The sequence below is a fragment of the Acinetobacter sp. ANC 4558 genome, assembly GCF_002135375.1.
Taxonomy (GTDB): Bacteria; Pseudomonadota; Gammaproteobacteria; order Pseudomonadales; family Moraxellaceae; genus Acinetobacter.
In genome coordinates this window covers 99,712-126,395 of sequence record NZ_NEGH01000011.1, presented here as the reverse complement: position 1 = coordinate 126,395, position 26,684 = coordinate 99,712, and the positions used below count along the sequence as shown (strand labels likewise).

Annotated in this window: 22 protein-coding genes; 6 read left to right on the top strand and 16 right to left on the bottom strand. The window is 35.4% G+C overall.

The annotated features are described in order from the left end of the window. Positions 1 to 160 precede the first annotated feature (160 nt). The 6 genes from B9T31_RS13615 to B9T31_RS13590 are packed head-to-tail and all read right to left on the bottom strand — an operon-like array spanning position 161 to position 6,474. Entirely contained in the window at positions 161 to 1,084 is a 924-nt protein-coding gene (locus B9T31_RS13615; protein ID WP_086182488.1) for a LysR family transcriptional regulator, read from the bottom strand. 54 nt (positions 1,085 to 1,138) lie between these two features. Next, positions 1,139 to 2,203, bottom strand: a complete 1,065-nt coding sequence (locus tag B9T31_RS13610) for a histone deacetylase family protein (RefSeq protein WP_086182487.1) — start codon at positions 2,201 to 2,203, stop codon at positions 1,139 to 1,141. A gap of 18 nt (positions 2,204 to 2,221) precedes the next feature. Next, positions 2,222 to 3,463, bottom strand: a complete 1,242-nt coding sequence (locus B9T31_RS13605) for a Zn-dependent hydrolase (RefSeq protein ID WP_086182486.1) — start codon at positions 3,461 to 3,463, stop codon at positions 2,222 to 2,224. Between the two features lies 1 nt (position 3,464). Further along, positions 3,465 to 4,388, bottom strand: a complete 924-nt coding sequence (locus B9T31_RS13600) for a 2-hydroxyacid dehydrogenase (protein ID WP_086182485.1) — start codon at positions 4,386 to 4,388, stop codon at positions 3,465 to 3,467. After that, positions 4,385 to 5,137, bottom strand: a complete 753-nt coding sequence (locus tag B9T31_RS13595; RefSeq protein WP_086182484.1) for a class II aldolase/adducin family protein — start codon at positions 5,135 to 5,137, stop codon at positions 4,385 to 4,387. The genes B9T31_RS13600 and B9T31_RS13595 overlap by 4 nt, the downstream gene beginning before the upstream one ends. Positions 5,138 to 5,163: 26 nt before the next feature. Beyond that, positions 5,164 to 6,474 carry an MFS transporter gene (locus tag B9T31_RS13590; protein WP_086182483.1) on the bottom strand — a complete coding sequence of 437 codons (1,311 nt, stop codon included), beginning with the start codon at positions 6,472 to 6,474 and terminating at the stop codon, positions 5,164 to 5,166. Positions 6,475 to 7,035: 561 nt separating this feature from the next. Between B9T31_RS13590 and B9T31_RS13585 the strand changes: the two genes are divergently transcribed. From B9T31_RS13585 to B9T31_RS13570, 4 genes are all read left to right on the top strand, one after another. Further along, positions 7,036 to 8,310 (top strand): aspartate aminotransferase family protein, encoded by a 1,275-nt coding sequence (locus B9T31_RS13585; protein ID WP_086182482.1) that lies wholly within the window; start codon positions 7,036 to 7,038, stop codon positions 8,308 to 8,310. A gap of 16 nt (positions 8,311 to 8,326) precedes the next feature. Continuing rightward, on the top strand, positions 8,327 to 9,724 hold the full coding sequence (locus tag B9T31_RS13580) for a VOC family protein (RefSeq protein WP_086182481.1): 1,398 nt from the start codon (positions 8,327 to 8,329) through the stop codon (positions 9,722 to 9,724). Between the two features lie 388 nt (positions 9,725 to 10,112). After that, positions 10,113 to 11,393, top strand: coding sequence for a dicarboxylate/amino acid:cation symporter (locus B9T31_RS13575; protein WP_213033240.1), 1,281 nt, complete (start codon positions 10,113 to 10,115; stop codon positions 11,391 to 11,393). Positions 11,394 to 11,615: 222 nt separating this feature from the next. Continuing rightward, the gene (locus B9T31_RS13570) at positions 11,616 to 12,518 is read left to right on the top strand and encodes a LysR substrate-binding domain-containing protein (RefSeq protein ID WP_086182480.1); all 903 of its coding nucleotides are present in this window, start codon (positions 11,616 to 11,618) and stop codon (positions 12,516 to 12,518) included. A gap of 67 nt (positions 12,519 to 12,585) precedes the next feature. Here the strand turns inward: B9T31_RS13570 and B9T31_RS13565 are convergent, their stop codons facing one another. The 5 genes from B9T31_RS13565 to B9T31_RS13545 form a co-directional block, all read right to left on the bottom strand. Next, the gene (locus B9T31_RS13565) at positions 12,586 to 15,519 is read right to left on the bottom strand and encodes an FAD-binding and (Fe-S)-binding domain-containing protein (protein ID WP_086182479.1); all 2,934 of its coding nucleotides are present in this window, start codon (positions 15,517 to 15,519) and stop codon (positions 12,586 to 12,588) included. A gap of 570 nt (positions 15,520 to 16,089) precedes the next feature. Then, positions 16,090 to 16,647 (bottom strand): DUF6990 domain-containing protein, encoded by a 558-nt coding sequence (locus tag B9T31_RS13560; protein WP_086182478.1) that lies wholly within the window; start codon positions 16,645 to 16,647, stop codon positions 16,090 to 16,092. A 259-nt stretch (positions 16,648 to 16,906) separates the two neighbouring features. Then, on the bottom strand, positions 16,907 to 17,449 hold the full coding sequence (locus B9T31_RS13555; RefSeq protein ID WP_086182477.1) for a hypothetical protein: 543 nt from the start codon (positions 17,447 to 17,449) through the stop codon (positions 16,907 to 16,909). 54 nt (positions 17,450 to 17,503) lie between these two features. Then, positions 17,504 to 18,058 carry a DUF6990 domain-containing protein gene (locus tag B9T31_RS13550; RefSeq protein ID WP_086182476.1) on the bottom strand — a complete coding sequence of 185 codons (555 nt, stop codon included), beginning with the start codon at positions 18,056 to 18,058 and terminating at the stop codon, positions 17,504 to 17,506. A gap of 212 nt (positions 18,059 to 18,270) precedes the next feature. Then, positions 18,271 to 18,642 (bottom strand): hypothetical protein, encoded by a 372-nt coding sequence (locus B9T31_RS13545; protein WP_086182475.1) that lies wholly within the window; start codon positions 18,640 to 18,642, stop codon positions 18,271 to 18,273. A 785-nt stretch (positions 18,643 to 19,427) separates the two neighbouring features. Between B9T31_RS13545 and B9T31_RS13540 the strand changes: the two genes are divergently transcribed. Then, a complete protein-coding gene (locus B9T31_RS13540) occupies positions 19,428 to 20,459 on the top strand; it encodes an AraC family transcriptional regulator (protein ID WP_086182474.1) in 1,032 nt (343 codons plus the stop codon). A 137-nt stretch (positions 20,460 to 20,596) separates the two neighbouring features. Here B9T31_RS13540 and B9T31_RS13535 read toward each other — a convergent pair whose 3' ends face one another. Genes B9T31_RS13535 through B9T31_RS13515 form a run of 5 tightly spaced genes read right to left on the bottom strand, consistent with a single transcriptional unit; the run spans position 20,597 to position 25,501 of the window. Continuing rightward, positions 20,597 to 21,544: a SphA family protein gene (locus B9T31_RS13535; RefSeq protein WP_086182473.1), complete on the bottom strand. Its 948-nt coding sequence runs from the start codon at positions 21,542 to 21,544 to the stop codon at positions 20,597 to 20,599. Between the two features lie 51 nt (positions 21,545 to 21,595). Further along, entirely contained in the window at positions 21,596 to 22,126 is a 531-nt protein-coding gene (locus tag B9T31_RS13530; protein ID WP_086182517.1) for a flavin reductase family protein, read from the bottom strand. A gap of 34 nt (positions 22,127 to 22,160) precedes the next feature. Then, complete coding sequence (locus tag B9T31_RS13525; protein WP_086182472.1) at positions 22,161 to 23,399, bottom strand: styrene monooxygenase/indole monooxygenase family protein; 1,239 nt, start codon at positions 23,397 to 23,399, stop codon at positions 22,161 to 22,163. Positions 23,400 to 23,445: 46 nt separating this feature from the next. Then, a complete protein-coding gene (locus B9T31_RS13520; RefSeq protein WP_086182471.1) occupies positions 23,446 to 24,237 on the bottom strand; it encodes an SDR family oxidoreductase in 792 nt (263 codons plus the stop codon). A gap of 16 nt (positions 24,238 to 24,253) precedes the next feature. Next, on the bottom strand, positions 24,254 to 25,501 hold the full coding sequence (locus B9T31_RS13515) for a dienelactone hydrolase family protein (protein WP_086182470.1): 1,248 nt from the start codon (positions 25,499 to 25,501) through the stop codon (positions 24,254 to 24,256). Positions 25,502 to 25,849: 348 nt separating this feature from the next. Between B9T31_RS13515 and B9T31_RS13510 the strand changes: the two genes are divergently transcribed. Continuing rightward, positions 25,850 to 26,635, top strand: coding sequence for a hypothetical protein (locus B9T31_RS13510; RefSeq protein WP_086182469.1), 786 nt, complete (start codon positions 25,850 to 25,852; stop codon positions 26,633 to 26,635). Positions 26,636 to 26,684: the final 49 nt, after the last annotated feature.

Genomic DNA, 26,684 nt, shown 5'->3' with positions numbered 1-26,684 from the left:
TTAATTCATTAAAAATCAATCCATTATATTTATAAAAATAGATCTAATGATGACTCAGAATCATCTTGCTGATCGTATGCTTTTAAAGCAGCAAATTTAAATAACATTTTACTCTGCATATTAAACATATTGATTCATCATAAATAAGCGCATTATATTCTTAATTTCCATAAAAAATACTTCGTAAATCATTAATAAAATATTGCTCTAATAATGATAGTTCACGATCTTTATGCCACATTAATAATATTGGAATAATCGAAACATAAGGAAATGGAGGTAATTGTTTAAACATCTCTCGTTTATGATTTTTTTCAATCATATGTCTAGGTAACAACCCTATACCAATTCCATTTTGAATAAATCGTATCACTTCATCCATATTATTTGTCGTGACCAAAAGTTTATTATTTTTCAATATTTTTTCTCGTACCTCACTTAATGGCGATAATGGATCATTCAATTGCTCACTTTGAAATGAAATAAACCCATAACCTTTAATTTGATCAATAGATTGAATATTCTCTGTATAAAGAGGATGTTTATTACTACAAAATAGTGCATATTTTTGATTCAGCAAAGTATGATAATTCAATTTTGGATGCACAATTTGGTTAATTCCAATTCCAAGTGCTGGAATTTTCTGTAATAACAATTGTTGAATTTCCTTACTTTTCAACACATCAACATGAAAATCTACCAATGGGTATTTTTGATGAAAATCATGCAGCAACTGATCATATCGTGCTGACTCGACACGACTTAATACCAAAAGTTTAATGGTTCCTGACAAACTATTTTTTTTAGTATTTAATCGTTCTTCACAATCCATTAACTGACTATAAATCATAAGACTAGCTTCAAATACAATTTCGCCTGTAGGTGTTAAATAAAACTTCCCTCCAGTTCGAATAATCAGGATTTCCCCAATTTGTTCTTCCAGTCTTTTTAAACTTTGACTAATCGCAGATTGCGTTAAAAATAATTTAATTGCAGCTTTATTTAAACTTCCTTCTTGAACAATAACTCGAAAAATACGTAGCAGAGACCAATTACATTTTTCTAATAATATATTTGATCTCATGACAACGCTCCTCGCATGATATTATTTCTTAAATTAGATCCAATCATAGCAAGATTATGTTGAACTCACTTCCTGTTTTTCCGTTTTATATCTGGGTAAATTCACACCAAAACCTTTTAAAAAGCTTTGGAAATTTTCATCTAATTTTTCAATACAATACCCACCTTCAATTAAACTAATTGTAGGTACATTCACTGACTTAATTTTTTCTGCAATTTTCTCAAATCCAAAGGTACTCACTGCACATTTCGTTTGGGGATCATCCACATATACATCAAACCCCATCACATGAATAACAACTTCAGGTTGAAAAAGTTTAACAAAATCTATAGCTTGATCAAGATATTCAAGAAATACTTCTTCACTACTCCCATGTGGGATTGGAAAATTTTTATTATAACCATGCCCTTCTCCTACCCCATATTCATCTTCAAAACCTGATACTACTGGGTAGAAATTGGTCGGATCTCCATGAACTGAGGTATATAATACATCTGAACGATCATAAAAAATTTCTTGTATTCCTTGACCGTGATGCATATCTGTATCAATGATTGCAATGCGTGAATAATCTTGCTTAAGATATTGTGCAATCACCGCCGCATTATTGATATAACAAAATCCACCAGCACCTTCTTTTCTTGCATGATGCCCTGCTGGTCTTGTCAGTCCAATGGTTAATTGTTCATCATCTTTCAGCAATGCATCAGCACAGGATAATGCCGTTTGTGCAGACCAATAAACAGATGTCCAAGTATCTTTTCCAATTGGAGCACTACCATCTGCCAAATACTTCGCTGCCTTTGCTAAAATACCAATTTCTCGATTATTTTCACGTATAAAAATATTCGAAAGCACCTCATCGCCCCAATCTTCTGGTAATTCCATCCACTCTTTATACGCATTTTGAAGAAAATTCAAATACCCCATAGTGTGTACATCTAGCAATGGCTTTGTTCCAAAATCCTTCGCTGTTAAAAGTGGTAAATTTAAGCGTTCCACTGTTTTTAATAACTCAAACATACGCTCGGGCTTTTCTTGAGGTTCGCGCATTTTACCTCTTGAATAATAACTTGCTGGGCGATGTTTCAACTGCTCTGAATGAAAAAATAATTTCATGATAATCCCTTCCAACTTTTAGCCGACTTGAGCCAGTTTTAATTGTTGATCAAATTTTAGAATGCTATTTAGCAAAACATGAGCACCTTGCTCTGCTTGTAATGCCGTAATGTTTTCAGCTTCGTTATGACTAAGTCCACCTTCACATGGGATAAAAATCATGGTGGTTGGACAATGTTTGGCTAAATTAATGGCATCATGTCCAGCACCACTTACAATTTTTTGATAGCTAAACCCTAAGGTTTGAACTGAATCTAAAACTGTTTGAACACATGTTTCATTGAATGGAGTTGCTGGACTATGCCAATGCAACTTGGTATTCACTGTTAAACTGCGCGTATTTGCCAATTGCTCTAAAACTTGCAGTACATCTTGCTGCATTTTTTCCATTGTATTATCGTCTGGATGACGCAAATCAATGGTCCAATTCACTGTTGCAGGAATCGTATTTCTTGAGGAGTTTTCTACGGCTATTTCACCAAAGGTGATTAATCCTTCTGGATATTTTTGTAATACCAATTGCTCTAAATCTACCATCATTTTTGCAGTGCCAATCATGGTGTCATGGCGCATAGACATAGGGGTTGTGCCTGCATGTGCTGCTTTGCCAGTGGTTTCAATATCTAACCAAATAATGGCTTGACCACCAGTGACAACCCCAATCTCTTTTGCATTATTTTCTAATACAGGCCCTTGCTCAATATGGAGTTCATAATAAGCCTCAAATGCTCGTTGTAATTCTAGTTCGCCTTGCTGTTGTGTTCGTTTTAACTCATCAGCAACGCAAATACCTTGTTTATCTTTGACAGTTAATATCTCCTCAAGTGAAAAATGCCCTGTAAATACCGCAGACCCCATCATTGCTGGAGTAAACCGAGCACCTTCTTCATTCATCCAAACCGCAAGTTCGATTGGATGATGAGTCTCTATCGCTGTTTCATGAAGACTATATAGGACTTCCAATCCTGCAAGAACACCATAAATACCGTCAAAACGTCCACCTTTAGGCTGTGTATCTAAGTGGCTCCCTATCACAATAGGATTGAGTGAAGAATCAAGCCCTGCTTTTTGCAGAAACAAATTGCCAATTGCATCGTACTTCAAAGTTAAATCTATTTTTTTTGCCCATTCAATGAGTAAGGTACGACCTGCAATATCTTGGTCAGTTAATGCTAAGCGAGTACTGCCTCCATTTTCACTCGCCCCCACCTTGGCCATATCCATCAACGAATTCCATAATCTTTTACCATTAACCTTCATGTTAATATCCTCGTCCTATATTCACGCAATTTAGCAATGGCAATCCTTGCATCACTCGTCGATCATTTTCTAATATTTGCTGAACCACGACCTCAAGCGGTGCATGAGATGCGATATGTGGTGTTAATACAATTTCAGCTTTATTCCATAATGGACTTGAAGGATTCAATGGTTCCTGCTCAAATACATCCAAAATTGCGCCACGAATATGTTTTGCATCAATCAGGTTAAGCAAATCTTGAATAACAAGATGTTCACCTCGCCCACTATTAATGACTGTGGCACCTCGAGGTAATTTTTCAAAAGTCGATTGAGATAAAATTCCACGTGTTTCATGGGTCAAAGGTAATACGTTAATCAAAATTTGACTGCGCGCTAAAAATACCTCAAGTTCAGCGTCTCCAGCAAAGCAGTCTACGTGTTTAAGTGATTTTTTAGACTTTGACCACCCTGAAACTTGATAACCTTCACTTGCGAGTTTTTCCGCAACAAATCCACCAATTTCCCCCAGCCCCATAATACCAATATAAACATCTGCATTTTTAAGTTGCGGATGCTGTTGCCAAATTTGCTTGGTTTGCTGCTTTAAATATTGATCAAAAAAACGCTGAAAATATAAAACACCCCATTGAAGATAACTTAACATGCCAAACTTATGATCTTGATCAACAATTCGACACACTTGATGTGATTCTTTGATTTTTGCTAATTCTAAATGCTCAATACCTGCACCCATTGAGTGAATGAGCTTTAATGATGGAGTTTGATTTAAATTATCTAAATTGGGGAACCAACAAGCCGCTGTTGTCGCTTGATTGGCATGCTCATCTTCTTCTAGACAATAACTTCCTTCAGGGGCATATTGCTGAAATGCATCAATTAGCATTTGTTTAGCATAGGCTTTGGTTGAAGCAATAACGATCATACGCAATACTCGGCTTTTTGTTGCTCAATTAAAGAAAGTGCCGCATGCCATGCATCCAGAATAATTTGTTCTGCCTCCTCACGATCAAATTGTTGTGCGGTATGCTCACAAACCTCAGGAGATGGATAGTTCAGTTGCGTACTCGACAGTGCCTTCACCTGAATTTGGCATGCGCGCTCTAAGAAATAGATTTCATGGAATGCTCGAGGGATACTATTCCCTGTTGACAACAAACCATGATTTCTTAAAATCATACAGCGGTGCTGTCCTAAATCTTCAATGAGCCTTTTTTGCTCATCTAATGAAAGGGCAATTCCTTCATATGTGTGGTAGCCAATACGGTTATAAAACTTTAATGCATGTTGTGATAAAGGAAGTAAACCATGCGACTGTGCTGACACAGCAACGCCATCTGCTGTGTGCGTATGAATCACACAATGAACTTCAGGACACGCATGGTGTATTGCAGAATGAATCACAAAACCTGCAACATTCACTCGTTTTCCTTGATCATAATTTTCAACAATAGTACCTTCATGATCAATTTTAATTAAGTGTGATGCGGTCATTTTGTCAAATGGGATCCCATATCGATTAATTAAAAAATGATTGGGCTCATGCGGTAGTCGATAGCTAATATGCGTATCAATTAAATCGGTCATTTTATAAAATGCAATCAATCGATATAACGCAGCTAATTCACAGCGTGCTTCCCATTCAATAGGATTGATATTTTCCATATGATTCATACCTATGTTCCTTTATCTATTTCAACTTAAACTGATTTTTCTACAACCACTTGATCAATATTCACAGCATTTTTATTTTTATTCGTAATAATTTTGACACCAACGACACCAATTAAAGATAATAGCGATAAGAAGCTAAAGAAAATCGCAAGTGGCATCCATTGCCCTGCATAATGGCTTGCTAACATTGTGCCAATAAATGGTGTTGTTCCCGCAGCAAGTGCCGCAATGAATTGATAAGAAATTGAAATGCCTGAATAACGAACTTGTGTTGGAAAAATATTTGCCATGAAACCCGCAGCAACGGCATAAAGTGCAGACAGTGTTACAACCGCTAAGCTAATACCACAGGTAATCAGAATAATGTTCTTTGTTTCTACCAACATAAACATTGGATATGGCACTAAGATACATAAAATTGCGGCAATGGTTAAAAAACGCTGTGAACCAACTTTATCTGCAATCCATGCAGCAACTGGCATCGTCAAGAATTGAAAGATCGTGACCAAAAATAAAGCATCTAAAATAGTGGCTTTACTAATTTCCAAATACTGAGTGACGTAGGTAATCATGAATGTATTGGTAAAGAAAAATCCTGCTGTACCAATAGTCATCGTCAATCCAGCAAAAATAACATGTGGTAAATAATTAGACAGTAGCTCTTTTACTGGATGTTTTAAAGTTTGATCATTCTCTTTTGCTTCTTTAAATTCTGGCGATTCTTCAATTCCAAAACGAATTAGAAAACCAACCCCCATCAAAATAAAACTAAGCAAAAATGGAACTCGCCATCCCCAGCTTGCAAAAGCTTGCTCATCTAATGTACTTACGCCTCTAAATACCAATAAACAAAGAATCAAACCTGCTGGACTTCCTAGTTGCGCAAAAGAGGCAAAAAAAGTCTTTTTCTCTTTTGGGGCATGTTCACTTGCCATCAAAACAGCACCACCCCATTCTCCACCTACAGAGATTCCTTGTAAAAACCTAAAGAGTACAAGAAGAATAGGTGCCCAAATTCCAATGCTATGATAACTTGGAATTAAACCAATACATGTTGTTGCAAGTCCCATGAGTACCATAGTGAACAGCAACATTTTTTTTCGACCTAATCGATCACCCAAATGTCCAAAAACAATTCCAGCCATTGGTCGTGCTACGAAACCGACGGCAAGGGTTGCAAATGAAGCCAATGTTCCTGTAACGGGATCAGTTTCAGGAAAAAATACCGTACCTAAAATTAATGCTGCAGCAGTTGCATATACATAGAAATCATAAAATTCAATTGTGGTTCCCATAAATGCAGCGGCGGCTGCACGTTTTGATTGATCTTTCTTCATTATTTACATCATCCTTAATTAATTGAAATCAGATTAGTCACTTCACGTTCATTAATGTATGCATCAAAAATGCGATACTTTTCCTTTTTAACTCATGATTAATTACTGTTTAACTCAATTAAGATATAGGAAGCTAAAAACGCTCTTCAAGCTAGAAATTTTAAATCAGTACATTAGAAAAACTTATAGGGCATAAATTGATGCAAACTCCTATTAAATAACCCACTTTTTATCTATTTTAGTACCTTTTTTTTTAAAAAAAGGGTACTTTGCACAAAAATAATGCATATTTTTTTATTATTATTTTTCTTCACATTAGTTTATTTAATTCTAATGTTAAGCATTTCATTTTATGATTCATAATGCGAAAACATATTATTCAGGCCAAAAGTAATTTTCATTAATCACAATTTTTCTAAACTTTTAATCTTATCAATCTGAACTTAATCTCACCAAGACTAAGAAAAAAACTCATAGGTCTCTTCAATTTATTCGTTTGCCCTAAGAATGTTCTAATTATTAAATAGTTCCCTATCTCAGATAGAAAAATGAAGAGTTAGCATGAATAGCCAAGGGATTTCAACGGCATTAGGTTTGATCCATCCAATTGTCATTCAAAAAGGACTGAATGCAGAAGTTTGGGATGAAAATGGAAAGCGTTATATCGATTTTATTGGTGGAATTGGTGTTTTAAATGTTGGTCATTGTCATCCAAAAATTGTACACGCCATTCAGCATCAAGCTGAACAATTAACACATTATGCATTCAACGCTGCACAGCATCGCCCTTATTTAGACTTGATGCAAAAACTATTGGCTTACATTCCAATTAACCAACCATTAGCAGGTATGTTTACCAATAGTGGTGCAGAAGCCACTGAAAATGCATTAAAAGTTGCACGTATTGCAACTGGTCGTACTGGTGTTATTGCTTTTGATGGCGGCTTTCATGGTCGCACACTTGCAGCCGTTAATTTAAACGGTAAAGTTAAACCCTACAAAGATGGCTTAGGTCCATTGCCTGGTCCTGTTTATCATATTCCCTATCCAAGTAAGGATAATCAAGTCACTGCTAATGAAGCGAAGCACGCACTCAAGCGTTTATTTCAAGTGGAAGTAGATGTAGAAAATATTGCTGCGATTATCTTTGAACCTGTTTTAGGTGAAGGTGGATTCCAACTAATGGATCCAGAATTCGCACAATATTTACGCCAATTCTGCGATCAACATGGCATATTAATTATTGCTGATGAAATTCAATCAGGTTTTGGTCGAACTGGAATTCCATTTGCATTTGCTCACTTGGGTATTGAACCAGACTTACTCTTATTAGGTAAAAGTATCGCGGGGGGTGTTCCACTAGGTGCTGTTGTTGGTTTAGCAAAATATATGGACTATCCTGCAAAAGGTGCCTTAGGTGGAACATATTCTGGCAACCCAATTGCATGTGCAGCTGGTCTTGCAACACTTGATATTATGCAATCTGCTGAATTTCAAGCAACGACTCAAAATTATATCTCAACCATTGAAAACACGTATTTACGTTGGAAAAATCAGAATTTAACACCGTGGTTAGGTCGGCTTACTGGTGTTGGTGCAATGCGTGGTATTGAACTTTGTCATCCAGAGCTTGGAGCTGGTACACAGCAACTTGCAAATATTCTCGCAACAGCCCGTGCACAAGGCTTATTACTTATGCCAAGCGGTGAAGCAAAAAATATTATTCGTTTATTAACGCCACTTACAATCTCGGCTGAAGTATTAAATGAAGGCTTAGCTATTTTAGAAAATATTCTTGCAGCAACAGCTACTCAATCACTTGAAGCAACAGCATAATTAAAAAGGGAAAATCATGTCAACTTGGATTAACTCTAACGAAATTCGTAGTCAATTTTCTGCATTAATGTCAGATATGTATCAAAATGAAGTGCCATTATATGGTGACCTAATTGAGTTGGTCAAAGACATCAATCAGGAAACTTTAAATACACATATAGCACTTGAACAGCAATTGCAACAAACAGGTGAACTCCCTCGTCTATCTCAAGAACGTCATGGCGCCATTCGCCTTGGAACAGCAGATGAACTCAAAAATATGCGTCGTATTTTTGCAGTCATGGGCATGTTTCCCGTTGGTTACTATGATTTGGTGCCTTCAGGTGTTCCTGTTCACTCTACGGCCTTTCGCGCAATTGAGACCGAAGCTTTAAATCAATGTCCATTTCGCGTCTTTACATCATTATTACGCCTTGAACTCATCGATCATGTTGAACTCAGAACGACAGCAGAACAAGTACTAGCAAAACGTCAAATTTTTACCCCACTGGCTTTAGCACTTACAGAAAAGTTTGAACAACAAGGCGGATTAAATGCCGAAGATGCACGATTATTTGTCGAACAAGTTCTTGAAACTTTCCGCTGGCATACTGAAGCACCTGTGAGTCAATCGCTCTATCAAGCATTGCACGATCAACATCGTTTAATCGCAGATGTCGTGGCATTTAAAGGACCACACATTAATCACCTAACACCGCGTACATTAGATATTGATGCTGTACAGAATAATATGCTTTCACGTGGAATTACGCCTAAAGCAGTCATTGAAGGTCCACCACGTCGCCATTGCCCTATTTTACTTCGACAAACAAGCTTTAAAGCACTGAATGAAAAAGTAAATTTCAACGGTGGTTCAACAATTGAACAAGGAAGTCATACAGCGCGTTTTGGTGAAATTGAACAACGTGGTGTTGCTTTGACACGCAAAGGCCGCGAGTTGTACGATGAACTACTACAACAGGCGCGTGCATGTTTAGGGTGTGCGCCAGATGAAAGTAATGCAAGCGAATATGTACGTATTTTAGAAGAAACTTTCCAAGCATTTCCAGATGATTATCAAGTATTGCATGATCAAGGTTTAGCATATTTTTATTACTTTGCAAAACAAGATCAATTACACAATGATGATCTATCAGTAAATACTGAAAACATTTCCGCATTGATTCAATCAGGTGTAATTAAGATTGAACCTATTGTGTATGAAGATTTTCTCCCTGTATCTGCAGCTGGAATCTTTCAATCAAACTTAGGCGGTGATCAGCAAAGTAATTATGGCGTAATCTCAAATCAACAGATTTTTGAAGAAAGTTTAGGTGCAAGCGTTTTTGATGAAATGCAGCTATATGCTGAATTACAGCAAAAATCATTAAATGCATGCCTTGAACAACTCAATCAACGTATTGCTTTAAGTTAACCATTTAAATCAAAAAACTCCGTATTTCTCTCAATTTACGGAGTTTTTATGTTTAAACGAGATCGATAACTTCAATTTTAATCTTGTGCTTTTACACTTTATTTAAATCATCATGAACACGATTGATTAAATTAACTTTAAAATATATGTAAATCATATAAATATATTGTGATTTCATTTTTTGATTTAAAGCACACGGTATCTCCATCAACTTTGTATGGTTAAATTTTAAGTATCCCTCATCAAGATAACTCGTTCTGATCGACCTAAACAAATCATGTTAAGTCATTTCTTATTCCGAAACGGAATGGGGAACGTCTAATTATTCGTTTGAGTGATGAAAACTTCTCAACTAAATTTACAATGCGCAAAAGAAAAGGAATATTTTGTGAAGAAAATTTGGACGTGGTACAAAAGCAAGTCATTTATGGCGAAAATGACAACAGGCTTTATTCTAGGAATTATCGTCGGGATTATTTTAGGACCTAAGAGTTCTATTTTCTACCCTCTCGGAAAACTCTTTTTAAACCTCTTACAGATGATTGTCATACCGCTGGTCATTCTACCTTTGATTGTAGCGGTCAATAATTCACACCCTAAAGAATTGGGGCGTATTGGTCTTAAAATTTTTCCGTTTTATCTTGTTTCAACTGCAGTTGCTGTCATTTTAGGTATTATTTTAGCGAAATGGACAAATCCTGGCGTTGGATTAACTCTTCCAAATACTGCAAGTGTTACAGCACCTGAAAGCCCATCTTTTATTAACACCTTATTAAATATGGTGCCGACTAATATTTTTCATGCACTGACTTCAGGTGATTTATTAGCGATTGTTTTCATTACCTTAGTCGGTGGCTTGGCTATTTTATTTATGCGCCATAGCGAAGATGCAAAACAAAGAGAATTGGGTGACTTACTTTATAACGTTTTACAAGGTTGTAATGAAGCTGTGACCAAAATACTTGCAGGTGTTTTACTTTATGCACCTATTGGTGTCTTTGGAATTACTGCCAATACCTTTGGTAGCCAAGGCATTGAAACGGTAATTGTCCTCAGTAAATTTATTGCGACTTCTTATCTGGGTGTTATTCTTTTACTGGTCTTGGTTTATCCAATTTTCTTAAAAGCATTTCGCGTTAAGGTTATTCAATTCTACAAAAATATCAAGGAAGCAATGCTTACCGCATTTGTTACCAGCAGTAGTATTGGAACTTTGCCGATTACTTTTAAATGTGCTGAAAAAGCAGGAATTAGTGAAAAAGTTTCTCGCTTAACATTACCACTCGGATTAGCTTTTAACTTAAATGGCACAGCACTACGTTTTGGGGTCGCAGTAATTTTCGCTTCTGAAATTATAGGTATCACGCTGTCCATTCCAGAGCTTGCAACTATTGTCATTATTAGTACTTTAGCTGCAGTAGGAACGGCAGGTGTTCCAGGTGCAGGTTTAATTGGCATGTCAATTGTCTTTTCTCAAGCCAACTTACCCATTGAAATTGTTGCCTTAACCGCAGGTGTTAATGTCATTTTAGATATGATTTTTACATGTGGTAATGTAGTTGGCGATTTAGTTGGTGCAAAAATTGTCGATCAGACTGAGCAAAAATTAGAACTACAAGATTCTGAACCGAATGTAGATACGAATACCTCGAGTAAGATCTTAACTTAAGCATATACACCCCCCTCTTATTCGCCTACTGACATCAAATCTACGGTGTTTTTAGGTGAATAAAAATCTAATGTTTTATTGCACTTTTAGAACCAATCCATTCCATCAAAAATGATATTTCGCCTTCGATTTATTGTGATCTATATTTAGTCGTAAACGTATGATAAATACCCGACCAATTGAGTATGATATTATAGATTGATAGCGTAACGATGAATCAAGATGCACACACTAAAATCGAAAGAATATCCGTCTATTATGTCTTTAAGATGTTTTGAGGCATCTGCGCGCTATTTAAGTTTTACTAAAGCTGCACAAGTGCTGCATATGACGCAAAGTGCAATCAGTAAACAAGTTGCTCACTTAGAAGATAGCTTGAATGTGCAATTATTTGAGCGCTCTTTACAACGCTTACAGTTGACGCCAACAGGAAAGTTATTTTTAACTGAAACACAAACCATTTTAAATCAGATTGAAACTTCTGTACTAAATGTAATGGCGCATCGTAATAAAGCAGATACCTTGAATATTGTCTCCCATCCTACACTTTGCTCACGTTGGCTTATCCCACAGCTTAAAGGCTTTAATGATTTACATCCAGAGATTCACTTAGATATTCAGGAACAATTCAGTTCTGCCGACATTGATACCAATAAAACTGATATTGCTTTTTTATATGGTGATGGTGTTTGGCGAGATATGACCAGTATCAAATTATTTGAAGAAAAATGTATTGCGGTTTGCTCGCCAGAATTACTCATTCAACCATTACAATCGATCACAGATTTTCAGCAACATGTATTAATTCAATCACGTGCTCGACCTCGAGCATGGGATGAATATTTTCAAATGCAAGATTATGTTCATGAAAGAACATTTACAGGACCTCGGGTTGATACCTTTGCCGCCTGTGTTAATGCGGCGCTGATTCATTCAGGAATTGCACTGGTTCCACAATTTTTTGTACAACGCGAATTGGCTGCAGGAGAACTCGTTTTAGCATGGCCTTATGAAATGCTCACAAATCGGTCATATTACATGACCTATCCATCTTCGATGTCACAAACTACTAAAATTACAGCAATGGTACAATGGATTAAGCAACGCATAGAACAGCAGACTTAAACGATATAAGTTCAACCTCCATAAAGTCGATATATCACCTGATCTTTTGGAGGTTTAGCTTAAGCGTTTATAACATGGATCGTAAAATTTGCACTGGATGCATCACTGTTTGCTGTTCAAAACGTTTAACTTGACTCCGACATGAATACCCCGTCACTAATAAAGTTTCGATATGTGGTATGGCCTGTGGCTGCCAAGATTGTTGATACATTTTTTCTGATAATTGACGATGTTCAGCTTCATGGCCATAGGTTCCAGACATTCCACAACAACCTAAAACCAATGGTTTTAAATGAAGACCAAAGGTTTTAAAAATACTCTGCCACTGCATCGTTGACATTGGAACCTGTGTTTTCTCCGTGCAATGTCCAGCCAAATAATAAGTGTCTACGCTCGGAATCTGCTTTATGCTTGGTGGGTTATCCTTAAGCCAATTTATCAACCATTCCTGTAATAAATGCACTTCTACATTAAACTCAGGCTTTTCGGATAGATATTTTGCTTTATATTCTTGCCTAAAAACCAAAGTCATCGCAGGGTCAATACCAACCAATGGCACACCTGTTTGTGCTGCTTTTTCTAAAAGAGCGATACATTCTGCTCTTTTTTGTTCAAACTGTGGCAAAAAACCATGTACATGTAAAGGTTTACCATTTGCCAAATACGGCAATACATACACTTGAATACCGAGGGCTGAAATAAATTGAATGGTTTCAATCAAAACTGTCGTATCAAAATAACGTGTAAAAGCATCTTGCACCAAAATAACAGCTGAACCCTGATCTGACCGAATTTGACTTAATTCTGAATCTAGTAAAATGGCACCAAATTGCGCTAAATCTGCTTTTGCTTGAGGATGAAATAAAGGAATATCAACGACCTTGAACACATCACGCTGTACTTTTTGCAGTAATTTCGACTTTTGCATCAGATTATACAATCCTGCAAAATGTGCCAATAAAGGCATAAAGCTTTCTAAATAACTAATCAAATAATCACGTAAAGGGCGCTTTTTCGTTTGATAAAACTGATGTAAAAATCTTGCTTTACTGTCTGGAATATCTACTTTGACTGGACATTGCCCAGCACATGATTTACACGATAAGCATCCATGCAAAGCTTGATATACCTCTTGATTAAATTCCTCACTCCGCTGTGCAGTATTTTCACGGCGTAACCATTCTTTAATTAGGGTTGCTCGACCTTTAGGCGAATGAATGCGATCTCTAGTTGCCTTATATGATGGACACATTGGATCATTCACATCATAATTAAAACAAGCACCATTTCCATTACAATGCATGGTATTTGAAAACTCAGTCCATTGCTGAACTGCAATTTGTTTATCTTGTTGTCCACGAACAGGAACATCAAGTAATCCAGTTAATTGCGCATTGGGTAAGGTATCTGGAGTGGCAATTTTCCCAGGATTTAATTGGTTATGCGGATCAAATAGTGCCTTAATACGTTGAATAAGTGGATAGGATGCTCCAAAAAATACAGGCGCATAAGCAGAACGTAGCCCCTTCCCATGCTCACCCCAAATTACACCGCCATATTTATGTGTAAGTTCAACAATTTGGTCACTAATATATTGCACCATTTTTAAAGATTCAGCTTGTTTCATGTCTAATAACGGACGGACATGTAGTACCCCAGCATCAACATGCCCAAACATCCCATAATCTAGACCTTGCTGATCTAATAAAGCACGAAATTCAGCAATATATTCTGGTAAATGCTCAGGAGGAACAGCCGTATCTTCCACAAAAGGTTGTGGTCTTTTTTCCCCCGAGACATTTCCAAGTAAACCTACAGCACGTTTACGCATGGAATAAACATCTTTAATTCGTTCATCCCCATGTGCAATCGTCACGGTCAAACGTTTTACACTTTGATCTATTTGCAATTGTTGTAAAAAAATTTGTTGTAAAGCCAATAATTCATGCTCAGTAGATGCATCAATTTCGACTAAATTAATACCTTGTGTCGCTTCAGTATGCTCAGATTCAGGAAAATATTCAGCAACCTTTTGCCACACAATATCTTGTTTTGCCAAATTTAATACTTTTGAATCAACTGTTTCAATAGATAAAGGAGCAAGTGCCATTAAGGCTTTTGCATCTTGTAAAGCACTTTGGAAATGTGCATAACCAATATTAATTAATGCACGATATTTTGGAATTTCTAGTACATTCAAGGTTGCTTGGGCGATAAAACCTAATGTGCCCTCACTGCCACACAAAATATTATTAATATTAAACTCTTCACCATCATAACTTGCTGGTAAGTCATAGCCAGTCAACGATCTATTTAATTTTGGAAAACTCTGTTGAATTAAGCCTTGATTTTCAGTCACCAATTGTAAAATTTTTTCATATATTTCTTTTTTTTGCGCACTTTCACTGGCAATAACTTGATTAAATTGCGCTAAATTTATTGCCTTTGAATCTAGGACTTCACCATTTTTTAAGACGGTTTTTAAACCCAATACATGATGATGGGTCTTTCCATAACGGCAACTACCTTGACCACTCGCATCGGTATTAATCATTCCACCAATGGTTGCACGATTGGAAGTGGATAATTCTGGCGCAAAAAATAAGCCGTGTTTTTTGAGTTCAGCATTTAACTGATCTTTAACAACACCAGCTTCAACAATAGCAATACGGCGAATCGGATCAATATGTAAAATATTATTCATGTGGCGAGATAAATCTACCACAATGCCATGTGTTAAAGATTGTCCATTTGTTCCTGTTCCACCTCCACGTGGTGTAACCGAAACTTGATGATATCTCTCTTGGCTTAAGAGCTTCATAATCAATTGCAGATCATTGATATCTTTAGGATAAAGAATACTTTGAGGCAGTAATTGATAAATTGAATTATCCGTTGAAAATACGTGTTTTGCAGCGTCTGAACCATCTATATCACCATGAAATAACGGATGAAGTTCATCTAAAAATTGTTGTGTCGTAATCTGAATGACTGAATTCATATAATTTCAATTTAAGCTAATGGCTGAATTAAGATATTTAGTCATTACAAAATGACAAAACATAAAAACATCACAAATGCCATTAGATAAATTCATTGCAAGTATCAAAAATCAATTGAATAAAATCATTATTTTTATTACATCAATCCTTGATATAAACTAGAAATATCCTCTTGTCATTTCATGTAAATTAATTTGCTCACAAACCACATAATTTGACTAAAATTTCTCATTTAAAAGTAAATTAAAATTCATTCTTTTACTGAGAAAAATGACATTTGGAAATCTGATTAAATAAGGATTCATCTTCTCTAGCAAGAGAAGACTCCGCATTGACCCATTCCATTTTTTCTTAGTTGGATTTTTTTGAATTATTGCTTTAACTTGCAGAACATTTAATTACAGACAAAAATAGACATTAATCCATCACACAATGAAACACAATATTCGGACATTACATACCCACTCTTAATATCCAAGATCTTTTACATGAGAAATCGAGTTCTCAGAATCTAAGCCAGATTAACCCAAAAACTAAAACTCGATTTCCTATTCGTAACAATGCCTTAATTATTTACATGCTATTTCATATGCTCTTTCTATATATTCTTGAGTAATATAAGGAACAAAATCTAAGCGATCACCTGCTTTAAAGTGATTTAAGTAATTTAATAATGTTACTTGATCCTTATTTACGGCTAAAGCAGCCAAATGATAAAGTGGATATATGCCTAGGCTACCTGTGGGTAAGGCTGCATACTCATCTATACCAGGTTGCAAATCTTGTGCTTTTGCCCAGTCTATTACATCGTTAATTTCATTCACAACAAAACTTTCTGTAATCTCTTCTACAAAAAGAACACTAATATTTTCATCATGCTGCAATATATAGCTAAATGGATTTCTTTCTCTCCTTTTTCTTATATGCATTGTAGCTCGACTGAAATCTTCACGTCCTAGACTTGCACCTAAGTCAAAATAAAGATCAGAACTAGCTCTTTTTTTTATATAAGGCAACAATTTAATTACCCTATCCTGTAAATATAAAATTGAGATCATATCTCCATCTCTATTTATATTTTTCCAACCTAAGCGCTTTATTATTTCTAATAATTCTTTATTCGTCATTTATTTCAGTCCATGTAGATGAATTACAGTAACTGGAATTCCGTTTGGATAACTTTGGTCTTTTAATGGAATTCCTTTTAATAAACCAAAATCCTCAGCAACTTTTCCTTTAGGAATTGAATTTCCATCGCGTATTTGAGGATAGATTTCTGATTGTTATATACTTGGTTTAGTAAATCGAGTTCTCAGAATCTAAGCCTGATTAACCCAAAAACTAAAACTCGATTTCCTATTTGCAACAGTGCTAGTTAGTACACAATTAACGCTGATCTTTAAAAATATACACTAAGAAACTAGTTATAATTTGGTCAGGATACTCTTCGGAGTATTCAATTAGATAATTTGTCCCAATTTCCACCCCAACAATATCACCATAATGTGGGCTACCTTCCTTGTACATTAAATAATGAGCATCACCGTAAAAATCAAAATCAAATTCATCCTTGACTGAATCTAAGCGATCCCCAATCCCTAATATATTCAACAATTTTCCTTTATAACCTTCATATAAATATATCCAGGTTAATTTTCCTAATTTATTCATATCAAAAACAAGCTCAACAGAATTTTCCCACTTACACTGAATTTCGTTAATATAATCCAAATTAAATGATATTTCATCTCGATGAATTATTCCCCATGTTCCCTTTTCCTCAACCTTTGGATTAAAGTCATTGCGAGACTCAAATTTTTTGTATTTTACTTGCTTTATAAAATCATCAAATAATATTCCAAGCTCAAAACCAGCCGCAGATTTTCCGGGAATAATTTCTGCCTCCATATCTGGAACTAAATAAGTCATTTATTTAATACTCCATCCTTTATTTTGAATATATTGTAAGTAGCAATGCCTTAATTATTTACATGCCAATTCATAGGCTCTTTCTATATAATCTTGAGTAATATAAGGAACAAAATCCAAGCGATCACCTGCTTTAAAGTGATTTAAGTAATTTAATAGCGTTGCTTGATCCTTATTTACGGCTAAAGCAGCCAAATGATAAAGTGGATATATGCCTAGGCTACCTGTGGGTAAGGCTGCATACTCATCTATGCCAGCTTGCAAAGCTTGTGCTTTTGCCCAGTCTATTACATCGTTAATTTCATTCACAACATAACTTTCTGTAAGCTCTTCTAAAGAAACAACATCCCTTTCTTTACCATGATGCAATATATAGCTAAATGGATGTCGTCCTCTTTCTTTTCTTATATATTTAGATGCCTGACTAAAATCTTCACGCCCTAGACTTGCACCTAAACTAAAATAAAGATCAGAACCAGCTCTTTTTATATAAGGTAACAATTCAATTACCCTATCCTGTAAATATAAAATTGAGACCATATCTCCATCTTTATTTATATTTTTCCAACCTAAGCGCTTTATTATTTCTAATAATTCTTTATTCGTCATTTATTTAAGTCCAGGTAAATGAATTACAGTAACTGGAATTCCATTTGGATAACCTTGGTCTTTTAATGGAACTCCATTTTTTAAATCAAACCTATCAGCAACATCTATATCTTATTGCCAAACTTTTTCTTTGTATTTATAAATTCACATCATTCATACATAATATTCATCTGGCATTTAACTTATAAAATAATTAAAAAAATATAATCAATTTAAATCATGATTGAAAACATCCAACCACCAATAACATTTATATAAACAAAAAAGTACCATCTTAATTTAATTATACTTAACCGAAATACCCTACTAACAATCCAAAAACATATATTTAAAACACTACATATACAAGAAAAAGTAAATATCCAATCTAATTTATGCCATAAAAGATATTCACCATTATAATAAGAAAATAATATTTCTAAAATTAACATTAGTGGGAATAGGCCAATTAAAATATTCCAATTCAAAAGTTTTTCTCTTTTCTCTTTTAATTTCCACCCTAATATAGAAACAATACTTTGATAAATATATATATATATTAAAATTAAAAAAAAATTATCCGCACTTTCAAGACCAATCATCATTTAGCAACTCCACATTTTTCTTGATAGCCCATAGCTTTACATCCAGTATCTTTATGAAATTATTTATATAATTTATATTTCATTTATTTTTATTTCTACTAAATAAAATCTCTGCTTCTAATCAGTGGGTCAGTTTCTTCCTCCTAACCATGTTTGTTCAATCTCGTTCATATCGAATCTCCATAACTTTATTACTATTAGTTTTCTGAATTTCAATAGTATCTGGACCAGTTGGATTCTTTCTCAAAATAACTGAGTTTCCATCATTTAATATCATTGATTTAAACATAGGGGTATCGTGCATGACTGTGCTGAAATAAAATTCATACCTATATGCTATTTTTAATAACAAATACCAACATTTTATTATAGTTTTAAAATAAAAAACATAATTATATTGATTAATATTAATTAATCTAAAAACCTACATTAAATATATTTATCATATTTAAATCATTCATTTTACATATTTATTTTTCAACTCTATTTATCTAAATCATTTTAATAATCAATATTTAAAATAGTGGATACTGAAATACAGGCGTAGGCATATAAAAAATAAATTGTTCATTTTATTCAAATTTGATATAAATTATCTTAGATCTTAAGGAGTAAGATCGTTATAAAGAGTTCCGTATACCTGTGATCAAACAACTTAATATTCTTATTAGAAATTTATATACACAATCGATCACAGAATACAAAGTTTTAAATAGCCTTTTCATCTTTTAGTCTATTTTCTTCCTCTTTATCGTCTATCTGCAAACTAATCAAAAGGAATTTGTATGAGTCAGATTGATCCTACTTTAGAATTAAATGGTCGTCATTTACAGCAATGTGCCATTTTTTCTCCACATAATTTGATCTTTCAACACCAAGACTTAGATGAAACCTGTAAAAGTGTTGGGCAAATATTTAAACCCCATTTATTAAAAATAGTTCAGCAAGAACATGATTTTTTTTCCTCTATGTACCACATTAATGCAGGGCGATTATCTCTAAGTCGCCTTGAATATGGTGCAGATGTATATATTGAACCTGATCATCTAGAACAGTTTTATTTAATTCAAATTCCAATGCAAGGTTATGCAGAAATTGAAATTAATCAGCAAAAATTTATTTCTTATACACAAGTTGCATCATTAATTTCTCCCGACCAATCCTTAAAAATGCGTTGGCATGCAAACTCCCCTCAACTTATTTTAAAAATAAATAAGGACGATCTTTTACAGCACTGTCGCCAGCATATGCCAAATGTTCATCATCATTTACCTATTTTTGAACCTAAATTAGATTTCTCAACCCAAGGTGGTGCCTACTTTTTACAATTAATAAAAACATTAATTGATGCTTTATCCTATCAACATCACCCTTTACATCATCCAATGGCTTTTAAACAGTTTGAATCGGGTCTTTTTAATGCACTCATTTATGGTCAAGAAAATAATTTACTCCACCATATTCAACATCAGGATAAAAAAGCAGTCTCTCCCTATTTCATCAAACGTGCTGAAGCTTTTATGCGAGAACATTTACATACAACACTGACCATTGAGCAATTGGCTGAGCATGCTGGTGTCAGTGTCCGAACATTATTTACAGGATTTAAAAGTTTTCTTAATACAACCCCTATGTCATATTTAAAAGAACTTCGCTTTGAACAAGCACATCTTGAACTCATGCAAAATGAACAAATCTCGGTTACAGATGTAGCTTTTAAATGGGGATTTACACATTTAGGACGTTTTTCTCAAGAATATAAACGCCGCTATGGAGAACTTCCTTCTCGTACGCGTCGCCATCCATTTAAAAATTAAATTTAAATTACGAAGATAATTTAAAATCAATATATAAGTAGATAATCTTTTTATTTTTATTATATTCATCACCATAAAAAACCTATTTAAATCTCTTTAAATAGGTCAATCCTAATTTGATAATCATCACTTAGAAATCAAAAATGATGAATATAACGCACTTGTACACGTGTTCCTTCAGGACGATTTTTTGCATTTTGTTCAAAATAAGCATTCGCAACAAAGTGATCATTTTGAGAGAAACTATACATAGCACCAGGTCCAATGGCCCATACTTGTTCACGTGATCCTTTTTGTTGTTCCCCATCAACTTTTGTATCTGTAATTTGCTTTAACCAATAACCATTAATACCTAAGCGTAATTGAGGGGTAACAGCATATTCAGTTGCAAAATTTGCATGAAATGCTTGCCCAGCTTGAATATTATCTGCATGACCAAAAGTATAATTTGGATCATTATTTTTAAAGTTATACAAATAATGTAAACGTGTTGAAGCGGTCCACTTTGGATTAAACCAATAAGTTGCCGCCCAATAAGGGTTAATTGAAACAGCATTATTACTCGGATTAATATTTTTATCTCGACTATATTTTCCTGTAGGTAAATTAACTTGAAGTTCTATCCGTTGCACAAATTTCGGCCCATTTTCCCCCATAATCGGATCAAACTGAATAAATGGTCCAATCATCATATCGCTAAAACCACCTTGTGCTTTTATTGCAGCATGATTTAAGCCATCATTCATATCCATCTTACTGACAAATGGAAGCAAAAAATTCAAACCCAAAGCTGCCTTTTCTCCCACACGAATGTTAGACATATAACTAATTTGCTCTACAATCACTTGATACTTTAAATTCGTTTTAGGCAAAGGTAGTTTATTCCCTTGATTATTCATTAATTTACTTGAATCATAGTTTTGAAAATAAGTTTGCGAATACCAACCTGTCCCTGCGGGTAAACCACCATCTAAAAAGCTGGTCATTCCTAAATTAACAGTCGGTAAGTCATAAGCATGGACTGCAACGGACATCAACATAACACTACTTGCAAGAAAGCTTCTTTTCATTACATTACTTTTCATTTTCATTCCCTGAAAAAAAATCACGATCAAAATTGACCGTGATTAAAATTATTAAGTACTTAATTCTGGATGTTCTGCTGCAATTCGATATTTTCCTGCATGAAATACCAATGGATCACCATGACGTTGTTGATAATGTTCTATTTGCCCAATAAAAATAAGGTGATCTCCGCCTTCATATTGGTTAATATTTTTACATATCAATGTTGCTAAAACATCTTCGAGTAGTGGTAAACCACGTTCACATTCTCGGTGAGCAATACCCGAAAATTTATCGTCTGAGCCACGTGCAAAATGACCTGAAAGTGAGTGATGTTCCTGAGCAAGCATATGAATTGCAAAATATTCTGCTTGCATAAAGTCTGCTAAACTTGGCGCACTCTTCGATAAACTCCACAAAATAAGAGGGGGATCTAATGACAATGAAGAAAATGAATTGGCTGTCATTCCAATCTTTCGCCCATCTTGTCCACGTGTTGTAATGACGGTAACGCCCGTTGCAAATTGTCCTAATAAATTTCGAATCTCTCTTGGATTTTCTCGATCAATTGGTTTTAAATCTTGCGTGCTTAAGGTATTCATATTCATGGCATTCATCTTTCACATTGCCTCCTTGTTATGCTACTTTTTTACAATCTTTCGACTTAATAAAGTGCTGTGCTTGCTCTGGATCAAACCACCAAGGTGAGAAATTACGAGGATCATCAAAATTATTGGCAATATTGGATGCAATCGTCTGATTCTGACTAGCAGCTGCTAAAATTTCGATCATTTGTGGTTGTGGTGGAACTAAAAGACTATTGGTCCATGCCACTACTTTTTCCGCATATGACCAATAACGTTCAAATGTTTTTTGCATCCACTCATCTGTAAACTCTTGATTACCATGCGCTAAAATTGCATCAAAATATACTTTGCTGCATTTAGCTGCATTGTTTGAGCCTTGCCCAGTAATTGGATCATTGACGACTAAGGCATCTGCCATACCAAAAACTTTACGACCAGAAGCTAACGTTAATATAGGTTTTCGCACGCTTGGTGGGAAACGCCCCGATACATATCCACAATCATCAGTCATTTCAATGTTTTTACAACGTGCTGCTTCCCAAGGTAAGTATTTATTTAAAATGTCCTTACTCACTTGTAAATGCTGTTCTGGCGTTTTAGCATCTTGCCAACAATCCATTGGACCACCAGGAATACCTTCAAATACCATAATTTCACATGGACCCGTCACTGTTAAGGCAGGAAAGCAGAAATATTCACCCACGCCAGGTATGATATTAAAAGCAACTCGTGAATAAGGGGACATCGGTGTCATCCCTTTGACATAGGTAAGTGCAAGCGCACGCTGCGGTTTATCAAAAGTGCTTCGCTCTTCATCTCTTTCAAACTGCTTAACCACCTCACCTTTACCCGCAGCCAATAGAACCAACTCATATTCATCTGTCAGCTCTTCAAGTTCATCAATCCCCACATCTTGAATGATCAGCTTGCCACCGCGACGTTCAAACTCATTCATCCAATAGGGCATTTTAATTCGTTGATCCACTGCTTGGGCATAGCGCTCTAAACGTGCACTCCATGAAAATGCAGCTTCTCCCGTTTCTGGGTTCACCAGGGTAAATCCAATACCTTCAACTGCTGGGCACTGCTCTTCCCAAAAATTTAGTCCAACCTCTCGTTCTGTTTGTAGCGCAGTATGAAACATACATTGGCTTGACATAACTTTGCCTTGACGTATTTCATCGGCTGTTCGATTGGTGACAATGGTTACATCATAGCCTGTATCTAATAATCCTAAACCGAGCTGTAAACCTGATTGACCTGCACCTACTATTGCTATACGACGCATCATGCGTACTCCTATATCCCTTAAATTATTTAGTTTTTTTGTGCTATTACGCTTCATTCGCTAAGCGTGGAATAGCAGCTTGATTCCCTTCTGGTCCCATGACGGAGTAGCCTCCATCAACTGCATAATCTGCACCTGTCACAAAACTGGCAGCAGGTGAAAGTAAAAACAGTACAACATTCGCAACTTCTTCTGGATGCCCTAAGCGCCCAAGTAAATGATAGTCAGCGGCAACAGCATCTGCTTTTTTTCGATTATTTCCGCTCACTTCAGCAATGACTCTTGACCACGTCCAACCGGGTGATACTGAATTAACTCTAATTCCATCCACTGCAAAATCCATTGCCATAGACTGTGTTAATTGACGTATTGCCGCTTTAGAAACAGGATAAAGCCAACGCCCTGTTTGAGCGAATTTGGCAGATATTGAAGTGAAATTTACAATCGCGCCACGATTCATCTTTAAATCGTCATAAAATGCGCGTGTTAATTCCACAGTTGAAACTAAATTAATGTCTAATGCTTGTAACCAATCTGCACGTGATGATTTAAAACCATCATCTAAATAGGTGCATGCTAAATTAACCAAATAATCAACTTTTCCATGCGCCTCATGAATTATTTTCACAGCACGTGCAATCGCAACATCACTACTTAAATCAGTCTGAATAAATTTTGCTTGTCCCTGCATCGCCTCAGCGACTTGCTGTCCTTGTTCTGCGATATCTAAGATAATCACCTGAGCACCTGCATTGACCAGTGCCTGTACAACAGCCTGACCAATTAGCGTTGCTCCACCACTCACCACGGCAATTTTTTGATTCAACTGAATGTCCATATTTCACTCCTAATCGTTAAATCGGCTTAGCTTCACTGCTTGACCATGACGGCATTAAAGTATTTGATGGTAAGGCTTCATCTAATAATTTTTGTGCTGTCTCAACGCCTGCAACAGGCAACCCTTTAGGATTTAATAATCCAATTTGTACTAATACCGAAGCTTGATCCCAATAAATATGTTCATGGCATAATTTTGGACCACGAAATTGGATGACCCCCAACATTGGAATCTCAACATATTTTCCTGTCGGTGCTACGCCTGGTAGTAACCAATCAATTTCTCTGTCGTGGGTAAAACTCATGATGAATTCATCGACCACCTGCGTTGAACCAACGGTGCGTGAAATTGAAGTAATCTTCATATCTTTTGGATTTTGATGAACAAAGTGATATTGATAAAAACGAGCAAGTTGGCTATACCCAACCCCGCCCGTTAATGTTGGGATATGGTTCACATAAGGTTGTGCAACCATAGTTGCCATTGTGGCAGGTACATCCCGCGTATCAAACTCATGACGAATATGTTCTTCCCAAAGCTGAACTAAATCGTATACAGGACCAATGGTTTTATGTAGTGCCGTAACACTACGCTCATGTGCGAAACGTGCAGATGGCTTATGATAATATTCACTATTTGGTCGAGCAAAGGCATGATCTACACCTTCATAAACATAAGCATCAACATTCAGATATTGTGCCGCTGTAGCTAATATTGCTTGCTGTGCTTCTGGCGGTGTAAATTTATCTAATTCAGCAAGATGTAAGACCAGATTACCTTTCACATTGGCTAATTCATTGAGGGCTTTGTCAATGCCCACACCATAATAACTAATTGCACAAGCCACCTCTGGAATACGACAACTTGCTAGATAGGCCAGTTTTCCACCTAAACAATATCCAATAACGCCTAATCCCGTACTGGTATCACAACTATCTAATGTTTTAAGATAATTTAAAGCATCGGCAATATCTTCTACGCCCAAGTTTTCATCGTAGTTTTCATAAAGCTCAAACGCTTTTTGAAAATCTTGTTCGGTGTAACCCAATTCAATACCAGATGCTGTACGCCAATATAAGTCTGGAACCAATACGGTATAACCTTCTTCTGCAAGAAAATCTGCTTTAGCACGCATTGCTGCATTAATACCAAAAATTTCCTGACAAAGTACAATCCCTGGTCCCTTTCCCCCTTCTGCAACGGCTAAATAGGCAGTAAATGATTTCCCTGTCTCAGTTTTTACATCAATATATTGACCTTCCATTTCATCAACTCTAGACCTAACTATGACCGTTATCATGTCTTAGAAAGGCGATAAACAACTGTCCAAAAGCTGCAAGAATTATCCAATCAGTGCAAGAAAGTATAAAAATAGGTATTTATCTAAAACTTAATTCATTTGTATTGTATAAATGCTGTTTTTATCATCAATATCGTAAGGACAATTTTATTTGTGATCGTGTTTATTGTGGTTCTTCTTTATACTTAAACTTCAACGATGAAGCGAATAAAACTCAACTTCTATTTTCAGATATTTAAATACTACTGGATGAAAATGGACTGCTTCTTTTTTTAATAATCGACATTTGGAACACCCCAAAGGACAGAAAGTATGTCATGGATCCAACAATTTTTAGATGAATTACCAGTGAATTCTGCATATATTTTTTGGGGCATTTTTTTTATATTAAGCTGTTCAGCATATGCTGGGAAATATATTCTAAAAAATCATCGAATTAAATTTAATGATGATCAAGCCAAGATTGTTCTTGGTGCAATTTTATCTTTATTAGGTTTACTTATCGGATTTGTTCTTTCAATTTCAATAGGTGGCTACAATGATCGACAAAAAACTGAAGAAAATGAAATGGTCGTCATTGGTACTGCGCTACAGCGTACTCAAATTTTGGCACCATCACAACAAAAAGAAGCTGAGAAATTATTACATGAATATTTAGATGCGCGAATTGAGTTTTTTAAAGCAAAAAGCCCTGAAGAAAATAAAAATTGGCGAATTATTTCAATAGAAAAACAAAATGAGCTCTGGGACATTGCCGTGATAGAAGCGAGTAAAATACCTAATCCAGTCACTGCTTCTGTACTTACTGCTTATAATGACTTATATATTTCTCAAGAAAAAACAACAGTGAGTTGGCGTTATCAAATTCCAACGATCGTATGGGGTTTACTTATTTTCTTCGCGGTAGTTTCTAATTTTCTGATTGGATACAACGCGCGTAAAGAGCAAGGAATGAATCTTCTCATTTTAATTTTACCTTTTCTCATTACCTCAGCACTTTTTATTATTGCTGAAATTGATATTCCTGGAAAAGGTGTCATTCATGTCACGCCTGATGATTTATTATCACTTAAAGAAATCTGGAATAATCGAAAATAACCAAGAAATCATATCTAGACCCTTAAAAACTGATCTTATAAACACTACA